This window comes from Actinomadura rubteroloni (genome assembly GCF_002911665.1).
Lineage (GTDB): Bacteria > Actinomycetota > Actinomycetes > Streptosporangiales > Streptosporangiaceae > Spirillospora > Spirillospora rubteroloni.
Map to the genome: position 1 here is coordinate 97,478 of NZ_MTBP01000002.1, position 25,042 is coordinate 122,519.

26 protein-coding genes are annotated in these 25,042 nt (G+C 74.2%); 17 read left to right on the forward strand and 9 right to left on the reverse strand.

Annotation, left to right across the window (positions count from 1 at the left end; all coding sequences use genetic code 11):
- Positions 1-11: 11 nt before the first annotated feature.
- The 12 genes from BTM25_RS11830 to BTM25_RS11885 all read left to right on the forward strand — a co-directional run bounded on the left by BTM25_RS11830 (position 12) and on the right by BTM25_RS11885 (position 11,572).
- Complete coding sequence (locus tag BTM25_RS11830; protein WP_103562970.1) at positions 12-335, forward strand: TcmI family type II polyketide cyclase; 324 nt, start codon at positions 12-14, stop codon at positions 333-335.
- A gap of 2 nt (positions 336-337) precedes the next feature.
- Positions 338-1,585, forward strand: coding sequence for a beta-ketoacyl-[acyl-carrier-protein] synthase family protein (locus tag BTM25_RS11835; RefSeq protein WP_103564581.1), 1,248 nt, complete (start codon positions 338-340; stop codon positions 1,583-1,585).
- The gene (locus BTM25_RS11840) at positions 1,582-2,805 is read left to right on the forward strand and encodes a ketosynthase chain-length factor (protein ID WP_103562971.1); all 1,224 of its coding nucleotides are present in this window, start codon (positions 1,582-1,584) and stop codon (positions 2,803-2,805) included. Before BTM25_RS11835 ends, BTM25_RS11840 begins: the two co-directional genes overlap by 4 nt.
- 3 nt (positions 2,806-2,808) lie before the next feature.
- On the forward strand, positions 2,809-3,072 hold the full coding sequence (locus BTM25_RS11845; RefSeq protein WP_103562972.1) for an acyl carrier protein: 264 nt from the start codon (positions 2,809-2,811) through the stop codon (positions 3,070-3,072).
- The gene (locus BTM25_RS11850; protein ID WP_103562973.1) at positions 3,069-3,851 is read left to right on the forward strand and encodes an SDR family NAD(P)-dependent oxidoreductase; all 783 of its coding nucleotides are present in this window, start codon (positions 3,069-3,071) and stop codon (positions 3,849-3,851) included. Before BTM25_RS11845 ends, BTM25_RS11850 begins: the two co-directional genes overlap by 4 nt.
- A 30-nt stretch (positions 3,852-3,881) precedes the next feature.
- Positions 3,882-4,820, forward strand: coding sequence for an aromatase/cyclase (locus BTM25_RS11855; RefSeq protein WP_103562974.1), 939 nt, complete (start codon positions 3,882-3,884; stop codon positions 4,818-4,820).
- 1 nt (position 4,821) lies between these two features.
- Positions 4,822-5,958, forward strand: a complete 1,137-nt coding sequence (locus tag BTM25_RS11860) for an FAD-dependent monooxygenase (RefSeq protein ID WP_103562975.1) — start codon at positions 4,822-4,824, stop codon at positions 5,956-5,958.
- Positions 5,955-7,250, forward strand: coding sequence for a cation:proton antiporter domain-containing protein (locus BTM25_RS11865; protein ID WP_103562976.1), 1,296 nt, complete (start codon positions 5,955-5,957; stop codon positions 7,248-7,250). Before BTM25_RS11860 ends, BTM25_RS11865 begins: the two co-directional genes overlap by 4 nt.
- Entirely contained in the window at positions 7,247-7,777 is a 531-nt protein-coding gene (locus BTM25_RS11870) for a flavin reductase family protein (protein ID WP_205648088.1), read from the forward strand. Before BTM25_RS11865 ends, BTM25_RS11870 begins: the two co-directional genes overlap by 4 nt.
- 5 nt (positions 7,778-7,782) lie before the next feature.
- Positions 7,783-9,546, forward strand: a complete 1,764-nt coding sequence (locus BTM25_RS11875) for an acetyl/propionyl/methylcrotonyl-CoA carboxylase subunit alpha (RefSeq protein ID WP_103562977.1) — start codon at positions 7,783-7,785, stop codon at positions 9,544-9,546.
- 119 nt (positions 9,547-9,665) lie between these two features.
- Positions 9,666-11,150 (forward strand): MFS transporter, encoded by a 1,485-nt coding sequence (locus BTM25_RS11880; RefSeq protein ID WP_205648089.1) that lies wholly within the window; start codon positions 9,666-9,668, stop codon positions 11,148-11,150.
- 23 nt (positions 11,151-11,173) lie between these two features.
- Positions 11,174-11,572 (forward strand): pyridoxamine 5'-phosphate oxidase family protein, encoded by a 399-nt coding sequence (locus tag BTM25_RS11885; RefSeq protein WP_103562979.1) that lies wholly within the window; start codon positions 11,174-11,176, stop codon positions 11,570-11,572.
- On the opposite strand, the gene BTM25_RS11890 is transcribed toward BTM25_RS11885, so the two are convergent.
- Complete coding sequence (locus tag BTM25_RS11890) at positions 11,565-12,023, reverse strand: nuclear transport factor 2 family protein (protein ID WP_205648090.1); 459 nt, start codon at positions 12,021-12,023, stop codon at positions 11,565-11,567. The two genes, BTM25_RS11885 and BTM25_RS11890, sit on opposite strands and share 8 nt — an antisense overlap.
- Before the next feature lie 99 nt (positions 12,024-12,122).
- Between BTM25_RS11890 and BTM25_RS11895 the strand changes: the two genes are divergently transcribed.
- The 3 genes from BTM25_RS11895 to BTM25_RS11905 all read left to right on the forward strand — a co-directional run bounded on the left by BTM25_RS11895 (position 12,123) and on the right by BTM25_RS11905 (position 15,317).
- Positions 12,123-13,640, forward strand: coding sequence for an FAD-dependent monooxygenase (locus tag BTM25_RS11895; protein WP_235828376.1), 1,518 nt, complete (start codon positions 12,123-12,125; stop codon positions 13,638-13,640).
- Positions 13,641-14,351 (forward strand): antibiotic biosynthesis monooxygenase family protein, encoded by a 711-nt coding sequence (locus BTM25_RS11900; protein WP_103562982.1) that lies wholly within the window; start codon positions 13,641-13,643, stop codon positions 14,349-14,351.
- A gap of 264 nt (positions 14,352-14,615) precedes the next feature.
- Positions 14,616-15,317 carry a response regulator transcription factor gene (locus BTM25_RS11905; protein WP_103562983.1) on the forward strand — a complete coding sequence of 234 codons (702 nt, stop codon included), beginning with the start codon at positions 14,616-14,618 and terminating at the stop codon, positions 15,315-15,317.
- Here BTM25_RS11905 and BTM25_RS11910 read toward each other — a convergent pair.
- A complete protein-coding gene (locus BTM25_RS11910) occupies positions 15,270-15,809 on the reverse strand; it encodes a hypothetical protein (protein ID WP_146059038.1) in 540 nt (179 codons plus the stop codon). The genes BTM25_RS11905 and BTM25_RS11910 overlap by 48 nt on opposite strands.
- 148 nt (positions 15,810-15,957) lie before the next feature.
- Here BTM25_RS11910 and BTM25_RS11915 point away from each other — a divergent pair, with 148 nt between their 5' ends.
- Positions 15,958-16,812, forward strand: coding sequence for a DUF72 domain-containing protein (locus tag BTM25_RS11915; RefSeq protein ID WP_103562985.1), 855 nt, complete (start codon positions 15,958-15,960; stop codon positions 16,810-16,812).
- 42 nt (positions 16,813-16,854) lie between these two features.
- On the opposite strand, the gene BTM25_RS11920 is transcribed toward BTM25_RS11915, so the two are convergent.
- From BTM25_RS11920 to BTM25_RS11945, 6 genes are all read right to left on the reverse strand, one after another.
- Positions 16,855-17,226, reverse strand: coding sequence for a hypothetical protein (locus tag BTM25_RS11920; protein ID WP_103562986.1), 372 nt, complete (start codon positions 17,224-17,226; stop codon positions 16,855-16,857).
- A gap of 63 nt (positions 17,227-17,289) precedes the next feature.
- Positions 17,290-17,718 carry a rhodanese-like domain-containing protein gene (locus BTM25_RS11925; protein ID WP_103562987.1) on the reverse strand — a complete coding sequence of 143 codons (429 nt, stop codon included), beginning with the start codon at positions 17,716-17,718 and terminating at the stop codon, positions 17,290-17,292.
- Positions 17,719-17,820: 102 nt separating this feature from the next.
- On the reverse strand, positions 17,821-18,771 hold the full coding sequence (locus tag BTM25_RS11930) for a helix-turn-helix domain-containing protein (protein WP_103562988.1): 951 nt from the start codon (positions 18,769-18,771) through the stop codon (positions 17,821-17,823).
- Positions 18,772-18,799: 28 nt separating this feature from the next.
- Positions 18,800-19,420: a CE1759 family FMN reductase gene (locus BTM25_RS11935; protein WP_103562989.1), complete on the reverse strand. Its 621-nt coding sequence runs from the start codon at positions 19,418-19,420 to the stop codon at positions 18,800-18,802.
- Positions 19,417-20,508 carry an LLM class flavin-dependent oxidoreductase gene (locus tag BTM25_RS11940; RefSeq protein WP_103564583.1) on the reverse strand — a complete coding sequence of 364 codons (1,092 nt, stop codon included), beginning with the start codon at positions 20,506-20,508 and terminating at the stop codon, positions 19,417-19,419. Before BTM25_RS11940 ends, BTM25_RS11935 begins: the two co-directional genes overlap by 4 nt.
- 75 nt (positions 20,509-20,583) lie before the next feature.
- On the reverse strand, positions 20,584-22,101 hold the full coding sequence (locus tag BTM25_RS11945) for an SDR family oxidoreductase (protein WP_103562990.1): 1,518 nt from the start codon (positions 22,099-22,101) through the stop codon (positions 20,584-20,586).
- 75 nt (positions 22,102-22,176) lie between these two features.
- On the opposite strand from BTM25_RS11945, the gene BTM25_RS11950 reads away from it, so the two are divergent.
- On the forward strand, positions 22,177-22,710 hold the full coding sequence (locus BTM25_RS11950; protein WP_103562991.1) for a DinB family protein: 534 nt from the start codon (positions 22,177-22,179) through the stop codon (positions 22,708-22,710).
- A gap of 4 nt (positions 22,711-22,714) precedes the next feature.
- On the opposite strand, the gene BTM25_RS11955 is transcribed toward BTM25_RS11950, so the two are convergent.
- Positions 22,715-25,018 carry an ATP-binding protein gene (locus tag BTM25_RS11955; RefSeq protein WP_103562992.1) on the reverse strand — a complete coding sequence of 768 codons (2,304 nt, stop codon included), beginning with the start codon at positions 25,016-25,018 and terminating at the stop codon, positions 22,715-22,717.
- Between the last annotated feature and the right edge of the window lie 24 nt (positions 25,019-25,042).

Genomic DNA, 25,042 nt, shown 5'->3' on the forward strand with positions numbered 1-25,042 from the left:
AGACCCCTGGCATGCACAGCAGCCTCATCGTCGCCCGCATGAAGCCGGAGGACAACGCCGCCGTGGCGCAGTTGTTCGGCGCGTTCGACCAGACCGAGATGCCCGGCCTGATGGGCACCCGCAGGCGGCAGCTCTTCTCCTACCGGGGCCTGTACTTCCACCTCCAGGACTTCGACGGCGACGACGGCGGCGAGCGCATCGAGAAGGCGAAGGACCACCCGCTCTTCCAGCGCGTCAGCGCCGACCTGCGGCCCTTCATCGAGGCCTACGACCCGGCGACCTGGCGATCCCCGGCGGACGCGATGGCCGAGCGTTTCTACCAGTGGAGCGCCTGACGATGGACCGACGTGTCGTGATCACCGGCATCGGGGTGCTCGCCCCGGGCGGCGTCGGTGTGAAGAACTTCTGGAACCTGCTGGAGGAGGGGCGCACCGCGACCCGGCCGATCTCGTTCTTCGACGCCGGGCCGTTCCGGTCGCGCGTCGCCGCCGAGATCGACCTGGACGCCGAGGCGTGCGGCCTCACCCCCCAGGAGATCCGCCGGATGGACCGGGGCGCGCAGCTCGCGGTCATCGCCGCCGGGGAGGCCGTGGCCGACAGCGGCCTCACGCCCGACCCGGAGCGGACGGGCGTCGTGGTCGGCAGCGCGGTCGGCGCGACGACGTCGCTGGACGAGGAGTACCGCATCGTCAGCGACGGCGGACGCCTCGACCTCGTGGACCACCGCTACGCCGTCCCGCACCTCTACGACTACTTCGTCCCGAGTTCGTTCTCCCGTGAGGTCGCGTGGGCGGTGGACGCCACCGGCCCGAACACCGTGGTCTCCACCGGCTGCACGTCCGGGCTCGACTCGGTCGGCTACGCGGTGGAGCTGATCCGCGAGGGCTCGGTCGACACGATGGTGGCGGGCGCGTCCGACGCGCCGATCTCCCCGATCACCGTCGCCTGCTTCGACGCGATCAAGGCGACGACGCCCCGCAACGACGACCCCGAGCACGCGTCGCGTCCGTTCGACGCGAGCCGCAACGGGTTCGTCCTCGGCGAGGGCTCGGCGATGTTCGTCCTGGAGGAGTACGAGCAGGCGCGGGCGCGCGGCGCGCACATCTACGCCGAGATCGCGGGCTTCGCCAACCGGTGCAACGCCTACCACATGACGGGTCTGCGCCCCGACGGCCGGGAGATGGCCGAGGCGATCACCGCCGCGCTGGGCGAGGCCCGCCTGGACGCCACCGCGATCGACTACATCAACGCCCACGGCTCGGGCACCCGGCAGAACGACCGGCACGAGACGGCGGCGTTCAAGCGCAGCCTCGGCGACCACGCCTACCGGACGCCGGTCAGCTCGATCAAGTCGATGGTCGGGCACTCGCTGGGCGCGATCGGGTCCATCGAGATCGCGGCGAGCGCGCTGGCGATCGAGCACAACGTCGTCCCGCCGACGGTGAACCTGCACAACCCGGACCCCGAGTGCGATCTCGACTACGTCCCGCTGACGGCGCGCGAGCACCGCACGGACGTCGTCCTGACGGTCGGGAGCGGATTCGGCGGCTTCCAGAGCGCCATGGTCCTGCGGCGGGTCGCATGACGGCCATCGCGACCCGGCGGGCCGAAGTGGTGGTGACGGGCCTCGGCGTGACCGCGCCGAACGGCCTCGGCACCGCCGACTACTGGGCGGCGACGTGCGCGGGCGTCGGCGGGATCGGCCCCGTCCGGCGGTTCGACGCCTCGGGCTACCCGAGCGCGCTGGCCGGGGAGGTCCCCGGCTTCGCGGCCGAGGAGCACCTGGCCAGCCGCCTGCTGCCGCAGACCGACCACATGACGCGGCTCGCGCTCGTCACGGCGGACTTCGCGCTCGCGGACGCGGGCGTCAGCCCCGGCGAGTGGTCGGACTACGACCTCGGCGTCGTCACGGCCAGCTCGGCGGGCGGCTTCGAGTTCGGGCAGCGCGAGTTGCAAGCGCTGTGGAGCAAGGGCGGCCGGCACGTCAGCGCCTACCAGTCCTTCGCGTGGTTCTACGCCGTCAACACCGGCCAGATCTCGATCCGGCACAGCATGCGCGGGCCGTGCGGTGTGGTCGTCTCCGACCACGCGGGCGGTCTCGACGCGGTCGCGCAGGCCCGCCGCCAGGTGCGGCGCGGCACGAGCCGGCTGATGCTGTCGGGCGGCGTGGACGGCGCGGTGTGCTCCTGGGGCTGGGTCGCGCAGCTCGCGAGCCGGCGGCTCAGCCCGGACGGCTACCGGCCGTTCGACGCGACGGCGTCCGGCTACGTCCCCGGCGAGGGCGGCGCGTTCCTCGTCCTGGAGGCGGCCGAGCCCGCCCGCGAGCGCGGCGCGCGGCCCTACGGCCGCATCGCCGGCTACGGCTCCACGTTCGACCCGCGCCCGGACGCACGCGACCGCGAACCGGGCCTGCGGCGGGCGATCGGCCTGGCGCTGGACGACGCCGGGATCACCCCCGCCGACGTCGACGTCGTGTTCGCCGACGCCGCCGGGGTCCGCGAGCTGGACGCGGCCGAGGCGGCGGCGATCGGCGCGGTGTTCGGGCGCCACGGCGTCCCGGTCACCGCGCCGCAGACCATGACCGGCCGGCTGTACGCGGGCGCGGCGGCGCTGCAGGTCGCGTGCGCACTGCTCGCGATCCGCGACGGGATCGTCCCGCCGACGACCGGAACCGACCCGATGCCCGAATACGGGCTCGACCTCGTCGTCGGCGAGGCCAGGCGGCGGCCCGTCCGCACCGCCCTGGTCCTCGCCCGCGGCTACGACGGCAACAACTCGGCACTGATCGTGAGAGAAGAGGTGTGACAGGTGGCTCAGCTCACCATCGACGACCTGCGGCGCATCCTGCGGGAGGCCGCGGGCGACGTCCAGGACATCGACCTCGACGGCGACGTCATGGACCTGGAGTTCGAGGCGATCGGCTACGACTCCCTGGCCCTGCTGGAGGCCGGCAGCCGGATCGAGCGCGCGCACGGCATCACGCTGGACGACGGCCTCATCAGCGAGGCCGCCACCCCGCGCGACCTGCTGACCGCCGTCAACGAGGTGCTCGCCGAGGCGGACGCGGCATGAACGGCGCGGCGCGGACGGCGATCGTCACCGGCGCGACGAGCGGCATCGGCCTGGCCTGCGTGCGGCTGCTCGCCGAGACGGGCCACCGGGTGTACCTGTGCGCCCGCACGCCCGAGTCGGTGGCCGCGACGGTCAAGGAACTCACCGGCGAGGGCCTGGACGTGGACGGGCGCGCCTGCGACGTCACGTCCGCCGCCGACATCGCCGCGTTCGTCGGGGCCGCCGTCGAGCGGTACGGCCCGGTCGGCGTGCTCGTCAACAACGCCGGGCGCAGCGGCGGCGGCGTCACGGCCGACATCGCCGACGAGCTGTGGGACGCGGTCATCGACACCAACCTCAACAGCGTGTTCCGCATGACGCGCGAGGTCCTGACCACGGGCGGGATGCGCAACCTCGACCGGGGACGGATCGTCAACATCGCCTCGACCGCGGGCAAGCAGGGCGTCGTGCTCGGCGCGCCGTACTCGGCCTCCAAGCACGGCGTCGTCGGGTTCACCAAGGCGCTCGGGAACGAGCTGGCGCCGACGGGCATCACGGTCAACGCGGTCTGCCCCGGCTACGTCGAGACGCCGATGGCGCAGCGGGTGCGGGCGGGCTACGCCGCCGCCTGGGACACCTCCGAGGACGAGATCCTGCGCAAGTTCCAGGCCAAGATCCCGCTCGGCCGGTACAGCACGCCCGAGGAGGTGGCCGGGCTCGTCGGCTACCTCGTCACCGACCCGGCGTCCTCGATCACCGCGCAGGCGCTCAACGTCTGCGGCGGTCTCGGCAACTTCTGACAGCGGCGTCCATCCGGAAGGAAGAGGCACATGACGACGAAACCGGCCGAGCGCGTGGTGGAGCACGAGACGACGATCGAGGCGGACGCCGACCTGGTCTACGGGCTGCTGGCGCGGGCGGAGGACTGGCCCCACGTGTTCCCGCCGAGCGTCTACGTGGAGCGCGTCCCCGAGGGAGGCGGCGCGGAGCGGATCCGGATCTGGGCGACCGCGAACGGCGAGGTGCGGAACTGGACGTCGCGGCGGCTGGTCGACCCCGCCGCGCGGCGGATCGAGTTCCGCCAGGAGGTGTCCTCGCCGCCCGTCGCGGCGATGGGCGGGACGTGGACGGTCGAGCCCGGCCCGGGCGGGACGTGCCGGGTGGTGCTCGGCCACGACTACCGCGCGGTCGACGACGACCCGCACGACCTGCTCTGGATCGACCGGGCCGTCGACCGCAACAGCCGGTCGGAGCTGGCGTCGCTGAAGCGGCACGCCGAGCTGGCGGCGGCGGACCTGGTGTTCTCCTTCACCGACGCCGTCCAGATCGACGGGGCCGCCGCGGACGCGTTCGCGTTCGTCAACGAGGCGGCGCTGTGGCCCGAGCGGCTGCCGCACGTCGCGCGGGCGGAGCTGACCGAGACCACGCCCGGCCTCCAGACGCTGAAGATGGACACGCGGGCCAAGGACGGGTCGACGCACACGACCGAGTCCGTCCGGGTCTGCTTCCCGCACCACAAGATCGTCTACAAGCAGACGACCGTCCCCGCGCTCATGGCCGCCCACACCGGGACGTGGCTGTTCCGGGACGACGGCGCGGGCTCCACCGCCAGCTCCGAGCACACCGTCGTGCTCAACCCGGACACGGTGGAGAAGGTCCTCGGCGCGGGCGCGACCGTCGCCGACGCCCGCGCGTACGTCCAGGGCGCGCTGAGCGCCAACAGCCTGGCCACGCTCGGCCACGCCCGGACGTTCGCCGAGAGCCGCTGACATGGGCACCGACACCGGCGCCGACGTGATCGTCGTCGGCGCGGGACCCGTCGGGCTGCTGCTGGCGGGCGGGCTGCGGGCCGCCGGGGTGCGCGCGGTCGTCCTGGAGCGGCGGACCGCGCCGATGGACGAGTCGCGCGCCTCGACACTCAACGCCCGCACCATGGAGGTCCTCGCCGAGCTGGGCGCGCTGTCCCGGCTCGGCGGGCTCCCCCGCGAGCCGCGCGGCCACTTCGGGGGGCTCCCGCTCGACCTCGGCGCGGTCGGCGGGACGCCCTACCCCGGGCAGTGGAAGATCCCGCAGACCGTGCTGGAGGCCAAGCTCGGCGCCTGGCTCGCCGAACTCGGCGTGCCCGTCCGGCGCGGCGCGGCGGCGGAGGCGCTGGAGCAGGACGCCGCCGGCGTCACCGTGACCGCGTCGGACGGGACCGCCGTGCGCGGCTCCTACGTCGTGGGCTGCGACGGCGTCGGCAGCACCGTCCGCGCGCTGGCCGGAATCGCGTTCCCCGGCCGCGCGGCGGGACGGGAACTGCTCCGGGCCGACGTGCGCGGCGTCGACGTCCGCGACCGGCGCTTCGAGCGCCTGCCGGCGGGCCTCGCCATCGCCGCGACGCGCGACGGCGTCACCCGCCTGATGACGCACGCGTTCGGCACCCCGGCCCGCGACCGCGGCGGGCCGCCCGATTTCGCCGAGTTCGCCGCGACCTGGAAGCGGGTCACCGGCGAGGACGTCAGCGGCGGCGAGCCGCTGTGGTGCGACGCGTTCGGCGACGCCAGCCGGCTCGCCGAGCGCTACCGCGCGGGCCGGGTGCTGCTGGCGGGCGACGCCGCCCACGAGCAGATGCCGGTCGGCGGGCAGGCGCTCAACCTCGGGCTCCAGGACGCCGCCGCGCTCGTCCCCCGCCTCGCGGCGGCCGTGGCGGGCGTGTCCGGCGACGCGCTCCTGGACGCCTACGCCGCCGGACGCCATGCCGTCGGCGCACGCGTCCAGCGCGACGTCGAGGCGCAGACCCTGCTGCTGCTCGGCGGACCGGAGGTCACGCCGGTGCGGACGGTGCTCGCCGAGCTGCTGGAGCGCCCGCCCGTGCGGGAGTTCCTCGCCGCCGGGGTCAGCGGGGTGGCGGAAGGCGTGCGATGAGCGCCCACGCCGCCGACATGCGGATCGCCGTCATGCTGGCGGGCATCGCGCTCGTCCTGCTGGCGGGCCTGGTGTTCGGACGGATCGCGCGGGCGGTGCGGCAGCCCGCCGTCGTCGGGGAACTGGTCGCGGGCATCGCGCTCGGGCCGAGCCTGCTCGGCGCGCTGCCCGGCGACCCGTCCCACCGGATCTTCCCCGACGACGTGCGCCCGCTGCTGTCGGCCGTCGCGCAGGTCGGGCTCGTCCTGTTCATGTTCGCGGTGGGCTGGGAGTTCGAGAAGCGGCTCATCCGCGGCAACGTCGGCGCGGCGATCGGCGTGTCGGTGTCGTCGGCCGTGCTGGCGTTCGGGCTCGGCGTCGGCGCGGCGGCGGTCCTGTACGCGCGGCACGACACCGTCGCGGGCAAGCACGTCGGGTTCCTGCCGTTCGCCCTGTTCCTCGGGATCGCGCTGTCGGTCACCGCGTTCCCCGTCCTCGCGCGGATGCTCGCCGAGAGCAGCCTCGCCGACACCCGGATCGGCGCGGTCGCGCTGGCCGGGGCGGCGATCGACGACGTCCTCGCGTGGTTCCTGCTGGCGTACGTGTCCGCGCTGGTCAGCGCGGACGGCAGCGGTTCGGGCCTCGCCCGGATCGCCGTGCTGTTCGCCCTCTACCTCGCCGTCATGGCCGCCGTCGTGCGGCCCCTTCTCAGCCGGATCGTCTGGCGCTGGGCGGCCACCGAGCGGTGGCCCGCCCTGCTGACCCTGCTGTGCGCGGGCGTCTTCCTGTCGTCCTGGGTGACGACCTGGATCGGCGTCCACGCCATCTTCGGCGCGTTCCTGTTCGGCTTCGTCATGCCGCGCGAACCGGCCCGCGTCCTCGCCGAGCACGTCCGGCGGCCCCTGGACGACGTGATCCTGCTCCTGCTCCCCGTCTTCTTCATCGTCACGGGCCTCAACGTCGACGTCGGCGCGCTGGACGGCCCCGGACTGCTCGAACTCGCCCTCGTCCTGGTGTGCGCGTGCGCCGGGAAGATCGGCGGCGCGCTGGTGCCGGCGCGGCTGGCCGGCCTCGGCTGGCGGGACGCGACGACGCTCGGCCTGCTGATGAACACGCGCGGCCTCACCGAACTGATCATCCTGAACGCCGCGATGAGCCTCGGCGTCCTCGACGGCCGCATGTTCACCGTCCTCGTGCTGATGGCCGTGCTCACCACCGCGATGACCGGGCCGTTCCTGCCCCGGCGCGCGGGCGCGGCGGACCCGCCGGTGCTGGTACCCGCCCGGCCGACGAAAGGAGCTGGACACCCGTGACCACCGCACGACCGTCCGACGGGCTCGTGGACGCCGCCGCGCTGCGCCGCACCTGCGGCCTGTTCGCCACCGGCGTCACCGTCATCACCAGCGCGCACGGCGGCATGACCGCCGGCACCACCGTCAACTCGTTCACCTCGGTCTCGCTCGACCCGCCGCTCGTGCTGTTCTGCCTGCACCGGGAGTCCCGGCTGCACGAGATCATCACCGGATCGCGGGCGTTCGCCGTCAACCTGCTGCACGCCGAGCAGGGCACGCTCGCCCACGCGTTCGCGCGGCGCAGCACCGCCGTGCTGGACGAGGTGGACCACCGGCGGACCCCGTCGGGGACCCCGGTCTTCGCCGAGTCCCTGGCCTACCTGGACTGCCGCCTGGCCGCCGAGTACGGCGGCGGCGACCACTCGATCCTCGTCGGGGAGGTCGTGGACCTCGCGATCCACGACGCCGGCAGCGACCCGCTGGTGTTCTTCGGCGGCTCGCTGCACAGCCTGGACAACCCGCTGCGGCGCAGGGCCGGGCTCCGATGACGCCGATGCGCCGGGTCCTCATCGCCAACCGGGGCGAGATCGCGGTCCGGATCGCGCGGGCGTGCCGCGACGCGGGCCTGGTCTCGATCGCCGTGTACGCCGAGCAGGACGTCGACGCGCTGCACGTCCGGGCCGCCGACGAGGCGTACGCGCTCGGCGGGCGCAGCCCCGCCGAGACCTACCTCGACATCGCCGGGCTCCTCGCCGTGGCGGCGCGGGCGGACGCCGACGCCGTCCATCCGGGCTACGGGTTCCTCGCCGAGAACGCCGACTTCGCGACGGCGGTCGCGGCGGCCGGGCTGACGTGGATCGGCCCGCCGCCCGCGGCCATCGCCGCGCTCGGCGACAAGGTCGCGGCGCGGGACATCGCGCGCCGCGTCAACGCCCCGCTGGCCCCGGGCACCGACGGCCCGGTCGCCGACGCCGAAGAGGTGCTGGAGTTCGCGCGGCGGCACGGCCTGCCGGTCGCGCTGAAGGCCGCGTTCGGCGGCGGCGGGCGCGGCCTGCGGGTCGCGCGGACGCTCGCGGAGATCCCGGCGGCGTTCGAGGCCGCGACGCGCGAGGCCGTCGCGGCGTTCGGCCGGGGCGAGTGCTTCGTCGAGCGCTACCTGGAGAACTGCCGGCACGTCGAGACGCAGTGCCTGGCCGACCGGCACGGCAACGTCATGGTCGTCTCCACCCGCGACTGCACGCTCCAGCGCCGCCACCAGAAGCTCGTGGAGGAGGCGCCCGCGCCCTTCCTCACCGACGAGCAGACCGGCCAGCTCGTGTCCGCGTCGCGGGCGGTGCTGCGCGAGGCGGGCTACGTCGGCGCCGGGACGTGCGAGTTCCTGCTCGCCCCGGACGGGACGATCGCGTTCCTGGAGGTCAACACGCGGCTCCAGGTCGAGCACCCGGTGACCGAGGAGGTGACCGGGATCGACCTCGTCCGCGAGATGTTCCGGATCGCCGACGGCGGCGTGCTGGAACCGTCCGACCCGCCCGTGCGCGGCCACGCGATCGAGTTCCGGCTGAACGCCGAGGACGCCGGGCGCGGGTTCCTGCCCGCCGCCGGGACGCTGACCCGGTTCCGGCCGCCGTCGGGGCCGGGCGTGCGGATGGACGCGGGCTACGTCGAGGGCGCGGCCGTCCCGGCGGAGTTCGACTCGCTCATCGGCAAGCTCATCGTGACCGGGCGGACGCGGCGGGAGGCGATCGAGCGGTCCCGGCGCGCGCTGGCCGAGCTGGAGGTCGCGGGCATCCCGACGGTCGTGCCGTTCCACCGGGCGCTGCTGGCGGACGAGGCGTTCACCGGGGAGCCGTTCACCGTCCACACCCGCTGGATCGAGACGGAGTTCTCCGGGGCCGTCCCGCCGCACGCGGACGCGCCGGACGCCCCGGCCGACGACGCCGGGCACCGTCGGGTGACGGTCGAGGTCGGCGGGCGGCGGCTGGAGGTCGTGCTGCGCGACGCGCTCGGCGCGGCGCTCGTGCCGGCGGCGGGGCGCCCCGCCCCGGCCCGCGCCGCGCGCCGTGCCGGGCCCGCCGGCGCGGGCGGCGACGCGCTCGTCAGCCCGATGCAGGGGACGGTCGTGAAGGTGCTGGTCGCCGACGGCGCCCCGGTCGCGGCCGGGGACACCGTGCTCGTCCTGGAGGCGATGAAGATGGAGCAGGGGCTGACCGCGCACCGGTCCGGCACCGTCCGGGACCTGTCCGCGCAGGCCGGGGCCACGGTGGCGGCCGGGGCCGCGGTGTGCCGGATCGTCGATCCGCCCGCGCCGGAGGCGTGAGCGCCGGGGCGGATCGTCCCCGCCCGGCCGGGACGTGCCGAATTCGTTGACAGGGCCAACGGGCCGCGCTCTACTTATCCTGAAGAGGAATCCCCTTCCGATTAAGAGGAGTTCGGCTCGTGGCCAGTCCCGAAACCCCGGCGCTCAAACCGCCCAGAACCAGCGCACCCGGCCGCGTCTACAAGCCGGGGATCGTGCTCGCGTTCATCTGCGTCGCCCAGTTCATGGTCTTCCTCGACGTGACCGTCGTGAATGTCGCGCTCGCTCACATTCAGAAGAGCCTCGACATGGCGGAGACGGACCTGCAGTACATCGTCACCGCCTATGGCACGGTCCTCGGCGGCTTCCTGCTCCTCGGCGGCCGGCTCGCCGACGTGGTCGGCCGCCGCCGGATGCTCCAGATCGGCCTGTTCCTGTTCGCGGCCAGCTCGCTCGTCGCCGGGGTCTCCCAGAGCCCGGGCGTCCTCATCGGCGCGCGCGGCTTCCAGGGCCTCGGCTCGGCGCTCATCGCGCCCGCCGCGCTCAGCATCCTCACCAGCACCTTCAAGGAGGGCCCCGAGCGCACCCGCGCACTCGGCATCTGGGGCGCCCTGACCGGGCTCGCGTCCGTCGCGGGCGTCCTGCTCGGCGGGATCCTCACCCAGGGGCCCGGCTGGCGCTGGATCTTCTTCATCAACGTCCCGATCGGCATCATCGCGGTGCTGCTCGCCCCGCTGCTCGCCCCCGAGAGCCGCGACACCGAGCGGCGTCACCGCATCGACGTGACCGGCGCGATCCTGCTCACCACCGGGCTGCTCCTGCTCATCTACACGCTCAACGAGACCGTCAACCGCGGCTGGGGCGACGGCCGGACGATCGGCGGCCTCGCCGGCGCGGCGGTCCTGCTCGCCGCGTTCCTCATCGTGGAGGGCCGCACGAAGGAACCGCTGATGCCGCTCGGCATCTTCCGCAACACCGCGATGCGGACGGCGAACCTCGCGACCGTCCTGCTGTTCGGGTCGACGGTCACGCTGTTCTTCTTCGCCAGCCTGTTCATGCAGGTCGTCCTCGGCTACTCGGCGCTCAAGACGGGCCTGGCCTACGTGCCGCTCGCGCTCGTCGTCGCGATCGCCGCGGGCATCGCCTCGACGCTCACCACCAAGATCGCGGCGAAACCGGTCATGCTCACCGGCATGTTCCTCAGCGCCGCCGGGCTGGTCATGCTGGCCCGGCTGCCCAAGGACGGCAGCTATCTCACGCACGTGCTGCCCGCGTTCATCGTCGCGGGCGCCGGGCTCGGTGCGTCCTTCGTGACGCTCCAGGTCGCGGCGTTCATCGGCGTCCGCCAGCACGAGGCGGGCCTGGCCGCCGGGCTGATCAACACCAGCCAGGAGGGCGGCGGCGCGCTCGGCGTCGCGGTGGTCGCGACGGCCGCGTTCGCCAAGATCAAGGATCTGCGCGACGCGGCGGCGGGCAACGCCGACCGCATCAAGGACGCCCAGGCGTCCGGCTTCCACGAGGCGTTCGTCATCGGCGCCGGGTTCGCCGTCACCGCGCTGGTCCTCGCGCTGGTGCTGCTGCCCATGATGCGCGCGTCCGAACGTCCCGACACCGTCATCGGCTGACCGTCCCGACCCGGAGAGACAGCATGACCAACATCGTCAAGTTGACCAGACGGGCCGAGACGTTCGTGAGCGACGCGCAGGTCGGCGTCCTCACCACGCTCCGTCCCGACGGGACGCCGCACAGCGTGCCGGTCTGCTTCACCTTCGACCCCGGCGCCGGGCTCGTCCGCGTGCTCACCCGGGCCGCGTCGCGCAAGGCGCGCAACGTGATCGAGAGCCCCGGCGGACGCGCGACGATCTGCCAGGTCGCCGGGCCGAAGTTCCTGTCCATGGAGGGGACGGCCGAGGTGTCCGGCGAGCGGGCGCGCGTGGAGGAGGGGGCGCGCTGGTACGCCAAGCGCTACGCCTACGCGCCGCCGAGCCCGCCGGACCGCGTCGTCATCGAGATCGCCGTCGACCGCGTGCTCGACGGGATCAGCTAGACCCCGCCGGCGGCCGCCCGTCCATCCACTGGACGCGGAACGACAGCCGGGTGAGGCGCCAGCCCGCGTCCGTGCGGACGGCGTCCCCGTCGACCAGCGTTCCGGTCCGGAAGAACTCGGGCGGCCCGCCATCGCGGGTGGCGTGGTGGACGTGCGTCGACGTCAGATTCGCCCGCAGGCCGGCGCGGTCGCCGGCCACCTGGACGGCCGGCGGCGACCCGAGGTGCTGGGTCGCCGCGAAGTTCCCGAGCGCGTCGCGGTGGTAGCCGGCCATCCCGGCGAGGCCGCGGTGCGCGCTCATCGGGAACTCCACGACCGCGTCGGCGGTGAACAGGCCGCCGGCCCAGTCGTCGTCCAGGGGGTCGGCGTCCAGGCCGATCAGGTAGCGGGCGAGCAGTTCGGCGACGTCCGTCCGGTCGATGTTCGTCAGGTCGCTGTGCATCTGCTTCATGCGCCGAGCATGAACCGCGCCCGCCCGCCCGCACCACCGCTCCCAGGAAGACCTGACAAACCTCATGAACGGCTGACCCTCCCCCCTGAAGGAGAGATCGTGGACGACGAGAACCCCCGTGTCGTCATCGTCGGTGCGGGACCGACCGGACTCATGCTCGCCGGCGAGCTGGCGCTCGCCGGAATCCCCGCCCTGCTCGTGGACCGGCTCGCCGAGCCGATGCAGCAGTCGCGCGCGCTCGGCTTCTCCGCCCGCACCATCGAGGAGTTCGACCAGCGCGGACTCCTGCCCCGCTTCGGAACCCTGGAGACTCTTCCGTTCGGGCACTTCGGCGGGTTCTTCATGGACTTCACGGCCGTCGACAACGGGTCCTACGGCGCCCGCGGCGTGCACCAGGCCCGGACCGAGGCCGTGCTGACCGCGTGGATCGGCGAGCTGGGCGTGAAGATCCACCGCGAGCACGAGGTGACCGGCCTCGGGACCGACGCCGACGGCGTGACCGTCCGGATGCGCACGCCGGACGGCGAGCGCGAGGTCCGCGCCGAGTACGTCGTGGGCTGCGACGGCGCCCGCAGCACGGTCCGCAACCTCGCGGGCATCGGTTTCCCCGGCACCGAGGCGACCGTCGAGGTGTGGCTGGCGGACGTGTCCGGACCCGAGCTGCGTCCCCGCTTCGCCGGCGAGCGCGTCGACGGCGGCATGGTGATGGTGCTGCCGCTCGGCGACGGCGTGAACCGCATCGTCGCCTACGAGCGCGCGATGGCCCCGACCGGCCGGACGACCCCGCCGTCGTTCACCGAGGTCGCGGACCGCTTCGAGCGGCTGACCGGCGGCGAGCGCGTCCACGACGGCGAGGCGCTGTGGGTGAGCTGGTTCACCGACGCCAGCCGCCAGGCCGAGCGCTACCGCGACGGGCGGGTGTTCGTCGCGGGCGACGCGGCGCACGTCCACCTGCCGATCGGCGCGCAGGGCATGAGCGCCGGCGTGCAGGACGCGGTGAACCTCGGCTGGAAGCTCGCCGCCGTCCTGAAGGGCGACGCGCCCGACGCCCTGCTCGACACCTACCACGCCGAGCGGCACCCGGTCGGCGCGCGGATCGTCGCGAACACGCTCGTGCAGCGGTTCCTCTACCTCGACGGCGACGCGATGCAGCCCCTGCGCGACGTCTTCGGCGAGCTGATGTTCTACCCCGACGTGCAGCGGCACCTGATCGGCATGGTCACGGGCCTGGACGTCCGCTACGACGTCGGCCCCGGGTCGCACCCGCTGCTCGGCCGCCGGCTGCCGAACGAGGAACTCGTCCTGCCCGACCGGAAGACCACCAACTACGACCTCCTCCACAACGGCCGCGGCGTGCTGCTGATCCTGGACGACTCCGCCGGCCTGTCCGCCCGCGCCGAACCCTGGGCGGACCGGCTGGACATCATCCGGGCCGACCAGCACGACTGCAAGGCCCCGCTGGACGCGCTGCTCGTCCGTCCCGACGGATACGTCGCCTGGCTGACGCCGGGAACCGACGACGGCGCCGACCTCACGACCGCACTGACCCGCTGGTTCGGTCCCGACCCCTCATCCACCTCAACGAGCGAATCATCAACGAGCGAAAGCGAGTCGTAGATGCCCACGTTCGCCGCGGACGGCAAGTACCTGACCGTCCTCAACCTGTTCACCACCGACACCGACGAGAAGCAGGGCAAGCTGATCGGCGCGATGCGCGACGTCGTCGACAACGCCGCCTATCCGGGCTGGATCTCCAGCACCGTCCACAGCGGCAAGGAGAGCCCGGGGACGGCCAACTTCATCCAGTGGCGCAGCGGCGAGGACCTGGAGGCCCGCTACGCCGGCGAGGAGTTCAAGCACCGCACCCTCCCGCTGTTCCGGGAGATCACCACGTCCATCAAGCTGCTCCAGACCGACGTCGTCTACACCCAGCGGGCGCCGGAGCAGACGGAGATCGAGATCGGCCCGGACCGCGACGACTTCACCGTCATCCAGGTCATCGGCGCGACGGAAGGGGGCCTGGACGACCTGGTCGAGGCGCTCGGCGCGGGCCACGCGTGGCTGCGGGACGTCCCCGGCTACCGCTCGCACACCGTCCTGCGGGGCCGCGCGGCACGCGGGCTCGACGGCCCGTTCGCCGTCGTTTACTCCCAGTGGGACGACGAGGCTTCGTTCGCGGCGTTCCGTGCCGTGAGCGCGGACGAGCAGTCGGCCGAGCGCCGCGCCGCGACCGAACGGGTCGAGGCGTCGTCCACTTTCCATGACTGGAATACCTACCAGGTGGTCCACACCCGGTCGGCGGCGGCGCCGACCGGATCGGCGGTCTAGAAAGAACGCGGCGGGCGGGGCGCGATGCCCCGCCCGCCGCGTGTCCGGAAGTGGGCAGAATAAGAAAACCGAAACCCTCTCATCTTGACCTGAAGAATATCTAAAACCGCCAGCTCATGCGCTATAGATAGCGAATGAACGGACCAGTCCAATTACCCTCAGTCAGCTTGAAGCCGACAACACACGAACGCATAATACGAGTGTTCGCGACCCCAAATTCACTGCGAGAATCTGCTGGTTCCACGACCCACACTGGGGCTGAGGATGCGCGTGCTCGTCGTTGAACCCGACTGCCGGACGGCGGAACATCTCGTCCACTGGCTCGTCCGGCACGGCTACGAGGTCGACCTCGTCGACACCGGCCGCCGGACGCTGGAGGTCGCGGCGACCGCGGACCTCGTCCTGCTGGACCTCGGCCTCCCCGACCTCGACGGGATCGAGGTCTGCCGTTCCCTGCGCGACCGCACCGACGCCCCGCTGATCACGTTCACCGGGGCCGGCACGGAGCTGGACCGGGTGCTGAGCCTGCAGGCCGGCGCCGACGACTGCATGGTGAAGCCGTACGGGCTGCGGGAACTCGTGGCCAGGATGGAGGCGGTGATGCGCCGGGTGCTGCCGCACGGCCGGGGCGTCCGCGGGCTGATCGCGCACGGGACGCTGGAGATCGACCTGGACCGGCGGCAGGTGCGGGTCCGGGGCGGCGACGTGGAGCTGACGCGCAAGGAGTTCGAGCTGCTGCGCATCCTCGCCTCCCGGCCCGAGTCGGTGATCACCCGCAGGGAGCTGATGTCGCGCGTCTGGGAGGACGACTGGGCCGCCTCGACCCGGACGATCGACACGCACGTCAGCTCCCTGCGGCACAAGCTCGGCGACGCCGAGTGGATCGTCACCGTGCGCGGGGTGGGGTACCGGCTCGGCTCAGGGTCGCTGACCGATGCGGCGGCGCAGGTCCAGCCACTGGTGTGACCGCCAGACGTGGCCGGGGTCGCGGCTGCACTCGATCTGGGCCGGCTCGGTGCGCCGCAGGAGCCGGCCGCCGCAGTCCGGCTCGACGCACCGGCCGATGGACTGCGGACGCTCCTCGGGGAACGCGGCGTAGCGCGCGTGCGCGGCGAGGGACGCGAGCCGGTCGGGGACGTCCCCGGCCGACGGGTGCTCGGCCATCCACGCGGCGTGCGTGCCGAGAAAGGCGGCGAGGCCGGACACCTCGCAGCGCGGCGCCGACACCCGGCGCTGCACCACGACGACGCGCGCCCACTGGATCAGAAAACTCTGGATCTTCGAGCGCGCCTCGGCGGCCTCGATGTTGAACGGCGCCGCCGCGGGCGGCTTCTTCGCTATTTTCCCCACTCCCGGCCGGACATTGCCGCCGAGCAGCCGGCCGCATTGTTCGTGCAGCCGCGCGACTTCGTCCAGCAGCTCGCGGATTCTCTCGGCCCGTCCCTCTGTTTTTCGCACGCTCCCGACGCTAGGCACGCCGGGCGCGGCCAACAAGACGGCCGCCGATGTTCTGAAACAGGCCCGGAAAACCTCTGACATGGCGCACGCGGATCTGACGGTCGGCTGACAATTCGCTAGGCGCGCCGCGGACGGTAGCGTTCGGTGCATGCGGCTTCACGTGGGTTGCGCGATGTGGTCTCTCGCGCCCTGGCAGGGACGGTTCCTCCCCCATCCCCTTCCGCCCGGCGAGCGGCTGCGCGCGTACGCGAGCTGGTGCAACGCGGTCGAGGGGAACACGACGTTCTACGCGATCCCGGCGCGGAGCACGGTCGAGTCGTGGGCGCGGCAGGCCCCGGACGACTTCCGGCTCGTCGCCAAGCTGCCCCGGACGATCACGCACGAGCACCGGCTCGGCGCGTCCGGGAGCGACGACCTGCGCGCGTTCCTCCACGCGATGGAACCGCTCGGCGCGCGGGCGCACGCGCTGTGGGTGCAGTTGCCCGGCGCGTTCGGGCCGGGCGATCTCGGCGCGCTGGCGGGCTTCCTGCACGGGCTGCCGGGGACCTACGCCTACGCGGTCGAGGTGCGGCACCTGGCGTTCTTCGAGGACCCGCGCGCGGCGGGACGGCTGGAGCAGGTGCTCCTCGGCGCCGGGGCCGAGTGGGTGCCGTTCGACACGACCGCGCTGTTCCGCAGCCCTCCGGCGAGCGACGCCGAACGGGACGCGTGGGCGAAGAAGCCGCGGCTGCCGCGCCGGACGGCCGCGCTCACGGGGCGTCCGATCGTCCGGTACCTGGGCCGTGACGACACGGCCCGGACGGTCGAGGGCTGGCAGGTGTGGGTCGAGACGGTCGCCGGGTGGCTGCGCGAGGGCCGCTCCCCCACCGTGTTCGTCCACACGCCGGACAACGCCGAGGCGCTGCCGCTCGCGCGGCGCTTCCACGACGAGGTGCGGGCGCGCGTCCCGGATCTGGAGCCGCTGCCCGAGCCGGTCCCGGCCGAGCCGCCGACGCTGTTCTGATCGGGCGCCGGGAGGGGCCGCGCGGCCCCTCCCGGCGGCGGGTCAGCGTCCGGCCTTGGCGCGGGCGGTCCGCACGGCCTTGGTCCCGGCGCCGGCGGCACGGCCGCCGACGATCGTGGACTTGGCGCGCGTCTCGCGCGCGGCCGTCCGGGCGGCGCGCCGGGCGCGCGGCCAGAACCGGTTCGCGCGCTGGTGGCGGCGCCACAGCAGCATCGCGGCCAGCCCGGCGGCGACGCCCGCGACGCCCGCCCCGCTCAGGGCGAGCCGGGGCAGCGGCAGCGGGAGCGCCCGGCCGAGGTGCCGGAGCGTGGCTCCCGCGTCGTCGCGGATCTCCTCCGGGGAGACCTGCGCGTCGCCCAGGGGTGTGCCGAGTCCGTTCAGGCTCTCGGGACGGACGGGCTTCTGCGTGGTCAAGGGTGCTCCCCTCATCGGCACTGTCGGTCGTCTCGGGGGTACCCGCGCCTCAGGGCGCAAACATCAGCAGCCGCACGTCGCGTCGGCGGGCGCGGTGAGCCCGTCCACCTGCGGCCGGACGAGCCCGTCGTCGGTCGCGTACGCCAGCCCCTCGCGGACCCAGTACTCGAACCCGCCGAGCATCTCCTTGACGCGGTAGCCGAGCCGGGCGAACTCCAGCGCCGCGCGGGTCGCCCCGTTGCACGCCGGGCCCCAGCAGTAGGTGACGACGGTCGCGGCGGGGTCGACGAGCGCGGGCGCGCCGGCGGCGACGCGGGACGCGGGCAGGTGCAGCGCGCCGGGCACGCGCCCGCGCTCCCAGGCCGCCGCGCCGCGCGCGTCCACGACGACGAGCCCGGCGACGCCGGCCTCCAGGTCGGCGTGGACGTCGGACACGTCGGTCTCGAACGCGAGCCGGGCCGCGAAGTAGGCGGCGGCGGTGACGTCGCTCATGGGGGGCACCTCCGGAGTTCGTGGGGTGCACCCATCGTCGGCGCCGCGCCGGGGGCCGCGCGAGGGGCGGGACCGCCACCGTCCGTCCGGATCCCGCCAGGGTCAGGCGGGCGCGAACGCGCGCCGGTACGCGGTCGGGGTCGTGCGCATCCGGCGGGTGAAGTGCTGCCGGTAGGCGGCGGCGCTGCCGAACCCGACGGCGGCGGCGATCTCGTCCACCGAGCCGTCCCCGGCCTCCAGCAGCGGCAGGCTCGCGGCGACGCGCTGCGCGGCGAGCCAGCGCATCGGGCTCACCCCGGTCCGCCGGGCGAAATGCCGCAGGTAGGAGCGTTCGGACATGCGCGCGGCGCGCGCGAGGTCGGCGACGGTCAGCGGCGCGGCGAGCCGGTCCAGCGCGAACGCCATGCTGCGCGCGACGCCGTCGTCGTCCGGCCCCGGCGGGCGCACCGCCGCCTCGATGAACTGGGCCTGCCCGCCCTCGCGGTGCGGCGGGACGACGAACCGGCGCGCGACGGCGTTCGCGACCGCGGCGCCGTGGTCGGCCCGGACGAGGTGCAGGCACAGGTCGATGCCCGCCGCGCTGCCCGCGCTGGTCAGGACGTCGCCGTCGTCCACGTAGAGGACGTCCGGGTCGACGTCGACGTCCGGGTGGCGTTCGGCGAGCCGCGCCGCGTACCGCCAGTGGGTGGTGGCGCGGCGGCCCGCGAGGATCCCGGCGGCGGCGAGCGCGAACGCCCCCGAGCAGATGGACACGACCCGCGCGCCCCGGGCGTGCGCGCGGCGCAGGGCGTCGACCAGCGCGGCGGGCACCGGGTCCGGGGCGCCGGGGACGATCACGGTGTCGGCGGCGGCGAGCGCTCCGAACCCGTGTCCGGCGCGCAGCGTGAACCCGCCGACGGCCGTCAGGTCGCGGCCGGGCTCCTCGGCGCAGACCAGCAGCTCGTACCAGGGCCGGTCGCCGAGTTCGGGACGGTGCAGCCCGAACACCTCGACGACCACGCCCAGCTCGAACGTGGCCATGCCGTCGAACACCGCCACCGCAACCGTGTGCATGCCCGAAACGTAGCCGAAAGTCCGGTATTCAGGAGCCGGGCGGGTCGCCGGCGAGCAGGTCGGCGAACGGCGTCGGCTCGGCGTAGGGGTCCGGGCGGACGGCCGGGGCGCGGCCCGCGACGAGGTCGGCCAGCTCCCGGCCCGCCCGCGCGGCGCGTCCCGCGAGCGGGTCGGCCGCGTCCCCGAAGTCGGCGGTGGCCGCGAACACGGCCGTCGGGACGACCGCCGCCCGCAGGTACGCCAGCAGCGGGCGCAGCGCGAAGTCGAGCGCCAGCGAGTGCCGCGCGGTGCCGCCGGTCGCGCCGAGCAGCACCGGACGGCCCTCCAGCGCGCCCGGCTCCAGGACGTCGAAGAACGTCTTGAACAGCCCGTTGTAGGAGCCGTTGTAGATCGGCGTGACGGCGACCAGGCCGTCCGCGCCGGTCACGGCCTCGATCGTCGCGCGCAGCTCGCGGCCGGGGAACCCGGTCAGCAGGCCGTCGGTCAGGGCGTGCGCGTGGTCGCGCAGGTCGACCGGCACGACCTCGACGGCGTCGCCGCGTTCGCGCAGCGCGTCCGCGGCGGCGGCGCCGAGCCGGTCGGCGAGCAGCCGCGTGGACGACGGGCGGCCGAGCCCCGCCGCCAGGACGGCGAGCGTCCGGTCCGTCACCGCTCCACCTCCCGAGTCTCGGCCGCCGCGACGCGCGCGGCGTGCGTCGGCGCGTCCGGGACGTGCGCGGGACGCCCGATCGCGAACTCCTTGCGCAGCACCGGCACGACCTCCTCGCCGAGCAGGTCGAGCTGCTCCAGGACGGTCTTCAGCGGCAGCCCCGCGTGGTCCATGAGGAAGAGCTGGCGCTGGTAGTCGCCGAAGTCCTCGCGGAACCGCAGCGTCCGGTCGATGACCTGCTGCGGGCTGCCGACGATCAGCGGCGTCTCGGCCATGAAGTCCTCCAGCGACGGCCCGTGCCCGTAGACGGGGGCGTTGTCGAAGTAGGGCCGGAACTCGCGGACGGCGTCCTGGGAGTTGCGGCGCATGAACGCCTGGCCGCCGAGCCCGACGATCGCCTGGTCGGCGGTCCCGTGCCCGTAGTGCTCGTAGCGGCGCCGGTACAGCCCGATGAGCCGCTGGTAGTGCTCCGCGGGCCAGAAGATGTTGTTGGCGAAGAACCCGTCGCCGTAGTAGGCCGCCTGCTCGGCGATCTCGGGGCTGCGGATCGAGCCGTGCCAGACGAAGGGCGGGACGCCGTCCAGCGGGCGCGGCGTGGACGTGAACGCCTGGAGCGGCGTGCGGTGCTTGCCCTGCCAGTCCACGACGTCCTCGCGCCACAGCCGGTGCAGCAGGTGGTAGTTCTCGACGGCGAGGTCGATGCCGTCGCGGATGTCCTTGCCGAACCACGGGTAGACGGGCCCGGTGTTGCCCCGGCCGAGGACGAGGTCGGCGCGCCCGCCGGAGAGGTGCTGGAGCATCGCGTAGTCCTCGGCGATCTTCACCGGGTCGTTGGTGGTGATCAGCGTGGTCGCCGTGGACAGGACGAGCCGCTCGGTGCGCGCCGCCAGGTACCCGAGCATGGTCGTCGGCGAGGACGGCACGAACGGCGGGTTGTGGTGCTCGCCGGTCGCGAAGACGTCCAGCCCGACCTCCTCGGCCTTCTCCGCGATCGTCACCATCGCGCGGATCCGCTCGGCCTCGGTGGGCGTGCGCCCGGTCGTCGGGTCCGGGGTCACGTCCCCGACGGAGAAGATCCCGAACTGCATCATGCCCGCCTCCAGGTAGTAGAAAATTCAACCGCTCGAACCGTACCGGAGATCGGTCTATTCCGCCCGCCGGGCCTACACGGGCGCGGGTTCGCGGTCGTCCGCGCGCGTCTCGGCCTCGGCGGTCGCGGTGAGGTTGCGCGGCATCCGCCCGAAGATCAGCCCGTGGAACGGCGAGATCGACCACCAGTACAGGTGCCCGAGCAGCCCGTGCGGCCGGAAGATCGCGCGCTGGCGGTACCGGCTGCCCCCGGCGCCGTCCGGCTCGACCGACAGGTCCAGCCAGGCCCGGCCGGGCAGCAGCATCTCGGCGCGCAGCCGCAGCGAGCGGCCGGGGTCCAGCGTCTCCACCCGCCAGAAGTCCAGCGCGTCGCCGACCCGCAGCCGCTCGGGGTCGCGGCGGCCCCGGCGGAGCCCGACGCCGCCCGCCAGCCGGTCCAGGACGCCGCGCAGCCGCCACGCCACCGGCAGCGAGTACCAGCCGTGCCGGCCGCCGATGCTCTCGATCACCCGCCACACCGCCGGGGCCGGCGCCCGCGTGCGCTGCTCGCGCTCGTCCACGAACAGCACGCCGCCCGCCCAGTCGGGGTCGGTCGGCAGCGGGTCGCTCGACGCGCCCGGCGTCGCGGCCGAACCCCACCACGTGCTCACGTCCCCGGTCCGGACGCGCCGCAGCGCCCGCCGCACGGCCTCCTCGAAGCCCAGCAGCCCGCCCGGCGGATCCGGGACGTACCGGGCGATGTCGTGCTCGCCCGCCACGACCTCGCTCGTCAGCGACTCCACCAGCGGCCGCGCGATCTGCCCCGGAACCGGCGTCACGAAGCCGACCCACAGGCTCGACAGCGACGGCGTCAGCAGCGGCACGCCCACGATCACCCGGTGCGGCAGGCCCGCGGCGGCGGCGTAGCGCAGCATCATCTCCCGGTAGGTCAGGACGTCCGGGCCCGCGATGTCGAACCCGCGGTTCACCTCCGGCGGCAGGTGCGCCGCGCCGACCAGGTAGCCGAGCACGTCGCGGATCGCGATCGGCTGGACGCGCGAGCGCACCCACGTCGGCGTCACCATCGCGGGCAGCCGCTCGGTCAGGTACCGCAGCATCTCGAACGACGCCGACCCCGAGCCGATGATCACCCCGGCGCGCAGCACCACCGTCGGGACGGGCGAGCCCAGCAGGATCCGCGCCACCTCGGCCCGCGACCGCAGATGGCGCGACAGTTCGCCGCCCGAGCGCATCCCGCCGAGGAACACGATCCGGCCGACGCCGGCCGCCGCCGCGGCGTCGGCGAACGCCCGCGCGGCCCGCCGGTCCCGCTCGGCGAAGTCGCCGCCCTTCCCGCCCATCGCGTGGATGAGGTAGTAGGCGACGTCCACGCCGTCCAGCGCGGCGGGCAGCGTCTCCGGGCGCAGCGGGTCGCCGTGGACGATCTCGACCCGGTCCGCCCACGGATGCGCGCGCGCCGCGTCCGGGCGCCGCACCATGCACCGCACCGTGAACCCCGCGTCGAGCAGTTCCGGGACGAGCCTGCCCCCGATGTAGCCGGTCGCGCCCGTCACCAGGCAGCGCCGCGCCGGACGTTCCTCCGCATGTGCCATGGAGCGCGCCTACCCCGGCGGCGCCGGGCCGACGCACGCGCGGCCCCTGTCACGGACGGTTGTTAAGGTCGGCGCATGGTCACCTTCGTGGAGCCTCCCGCCGAGCCGCCCGTCCACCTCACCGACACGCGCGCCCTGCTCAACGGCTATCTCGACTACTACCGCGACGCCCTGCTGCGCAAGCTCGACGGCCTCGCCGACGAACAACTGCGCACCAGCCTCCTCCCGTCCGGCTGGACGCCGCTGGAACTGCTGAAACACCTCACCTACGTGGAGATCCGCTGGCTCCAGCGGGGGTTCCTCGGCGACGACGTGCCCGAGCCGTTCGGCGACCGGGGCCCGGGCGGGCGCCCTGAGGGGGCCTGGCGCGTCCTGCCCGACGAGACCCTGGACGACCTGCGCACCGCGTTCCTGTCCACGGCCGAGACCTCGCGCGGCATCATCGCCGCCGCCGCGCTGGACGACCTGCAGCGCGCCCACTTCGACCACTTCTCCGACGAGCCGCCCAGCCTGGCCTGGATCCTGTTCCACCTGCTCCAGGAGTACGCGCGGCACGTCGGCCAGCTCGACGTCGTCCGCGAGCTGGCCGACGGCGTCATCGGCGAGTGACGCCTCAGCGCTCCGCCGCCACCCACGCCACGATCTCGGCCCGCGAGGAGAACCCGAGCTTGGCGAGGATGTGCTCCACATGGGAGTCGGCGGTGCGCTTGGCGATGACGAGCCGGTCGGCGATCTCCCGGTTCGTCAGCCCGGCCGCGACCAGCCCGGCGATCTCCCGCTCGCGCGGCGTGAGCGCCGGACGGTCCGGCCGGGCGCCCGGCGCGTCGGGCGCGGGCCGCTCGGCGAGGGCCTCGGCGACCGCGATGTCGGTCTCCAGCGACTCGCCGGTCTCGTAGGCGGTGCGGTAGGCGTCCGCGCCGAGCGCCTCCCCCGCCTGCTGCTCGAAGAAGCCGCGCAGCAGCGCGTGCTGCGGGCCGAACATCGTGGACCCGGTGTAGCGGCGCAGCCGGTCCGCGCAGCCGAACAGCCGCGCGGCCTGCATCGGCTGCGCGAGCGACACCAGGCAGCCGCCCGCCACGTCCAGCGCGAGCGACACGCCGAGCCGGTCGCCGAGGTCGCGCTTGACGGCCAGGCCCGCGCGGACGTCGGCCAGCGCCTCGTCCGCCGCGCCCGCCAGCAGCCGCGCCGTCCCGCGCGCGAGCAGCCCGTAGGAGCGGCACCACAGGTCGCCGGAGCCCTCGGTGACCGCGACGGCCCGCTCGGCGTGCTCCAGCGCCGTGGCGGTGTCGCCGCCGAGGCAGCACGCCACCGACAGGAACAGGTCGGCGATCGGGACGAGCACGTCGTCGGCGCCCGCCGCGCGGTGCAGGACCGTCGCCTCGGTGAGCAGGCGGACGGCCTCGTCCGTCCGGTCGTCGTAGAGCGCGGCCATCCCCTGCGCCTGCCGGACGTAGGCGAGGCCCGCGTCGTCGCCCGTCCCGGACGCGCGGGCCTCCGCTCGCTCCAGCAGGTCCGCCGACGCGGCGAGGTCGTTCTGCAGGACGGCCAGCAGCCCGGCGAGCGCGATCAGCTCCGTCGCGGCCGGGTCGCCGCCGAGGTCGCGGCACGCGAGGATCCGCGCGGACCAGTACCGCGCCTCGCCGATCAGCCCCTGGAGCGCGAGGATCCGCCCGAGCCCGAGCCCCGCGCGGATCAGCGGCCCGTCGGCGGCGGCGCCGATGCCGTGGTCGATCAGCGCGCGGACGTTGTCCTGCTCGTCGCGGAACCAGGCGAGCACCCGGGGCTGCGCGGACGAGGCCAGCTCGGCGTGCGCGCGTTCGACGCGCCCGGCGAACCACGCGAACGCGCGGTCGCGGACGCCGCCGGCCTCGCCGCGCCGGTCCAGCCGCTCGGCGCCGTACTCGCGGATCGTGTCCAGCATCCGGTAGCGGGCCTCGCCGTCCCGGGTGACCTGCCGGACGATCGACTTGTCGACCAGCCCGGCCAGCAGGTCGAACACGTCGCCGGCGGGCAGTTCGGCGTCCGCGCAGACCTGCTCGGCGCTCTCCAGGTCGAAGTCGCCCGCGAACACCGACAGCCGCGTCCACAGCAGCCGCTCGCCCGGCGAGCACAGGTCGTGGCTCCAGTCGATCGCGTTCTCCAGCGTGCGGTGCCGGGGCATCGCGGTGCGCCGCCCCCGGACGTGCAGGACGCGCCGGTCGAGCCGGTCCACGATCTGCTCCACCGACAGCGCCCGCAACTGCACGGCGGCCAGTTCCAGCGCGAGCGGGATCCCGTCCAGCCTGCGGCACAGCAGCACCACCGCGTCCTGGTTCTCGGGGGTCAGCCGCCACTCGGGGACGACGGCGGCGGCGCGCTCGGCGAACATCCGCACCGACTCGCACGGCCGCCGCGGGTCGGGCGAGGCGCCCACCGGGATGGGCAGCGGCGCGACGTTCAGCGTGTGCTCGCCCGCGATGTCCAGCGGCTGCCGGCTCGTCGCGAGGATGTGCAGGCCGGGGGCGTTGCGCAGCAGGACCTCGGCGAGCAGCGCGCAGGCGTCCACCAGGTGCTCGCACGTGTCGAGGACGAGCAGCGTCCGGCGCTCGGCGAGGAACTCCACGAGGACGTCCAGGACCGTTCCGGCGTTCGGATCGGGCAGCCCGAGCGCCCCGGCCAGCGCGGGCGCGAGCAGGCTCGGCTCGCGCAGCGGCGCCAGGTCCACGAAGCACACGCCGTGCTCGTAGCCGGGCAGGACGCGGCCCGCGGCGCGCACGGCGAGCCGCGACTTGCCGACGCCGCCGGGCCCCACCAGGGTGACCAGCCGGCCGCGGCCGAACAACCGCGTGATCTCGGCCAGCTCGTCGGCGCGCCCGATGAAGCTCGTCAGCTCCGCGGGGAGCCGGCCCGAACGCTGTTCCAGAATCGTCAACGACACCGCGGCCTCTGCTCCCACCGGCCG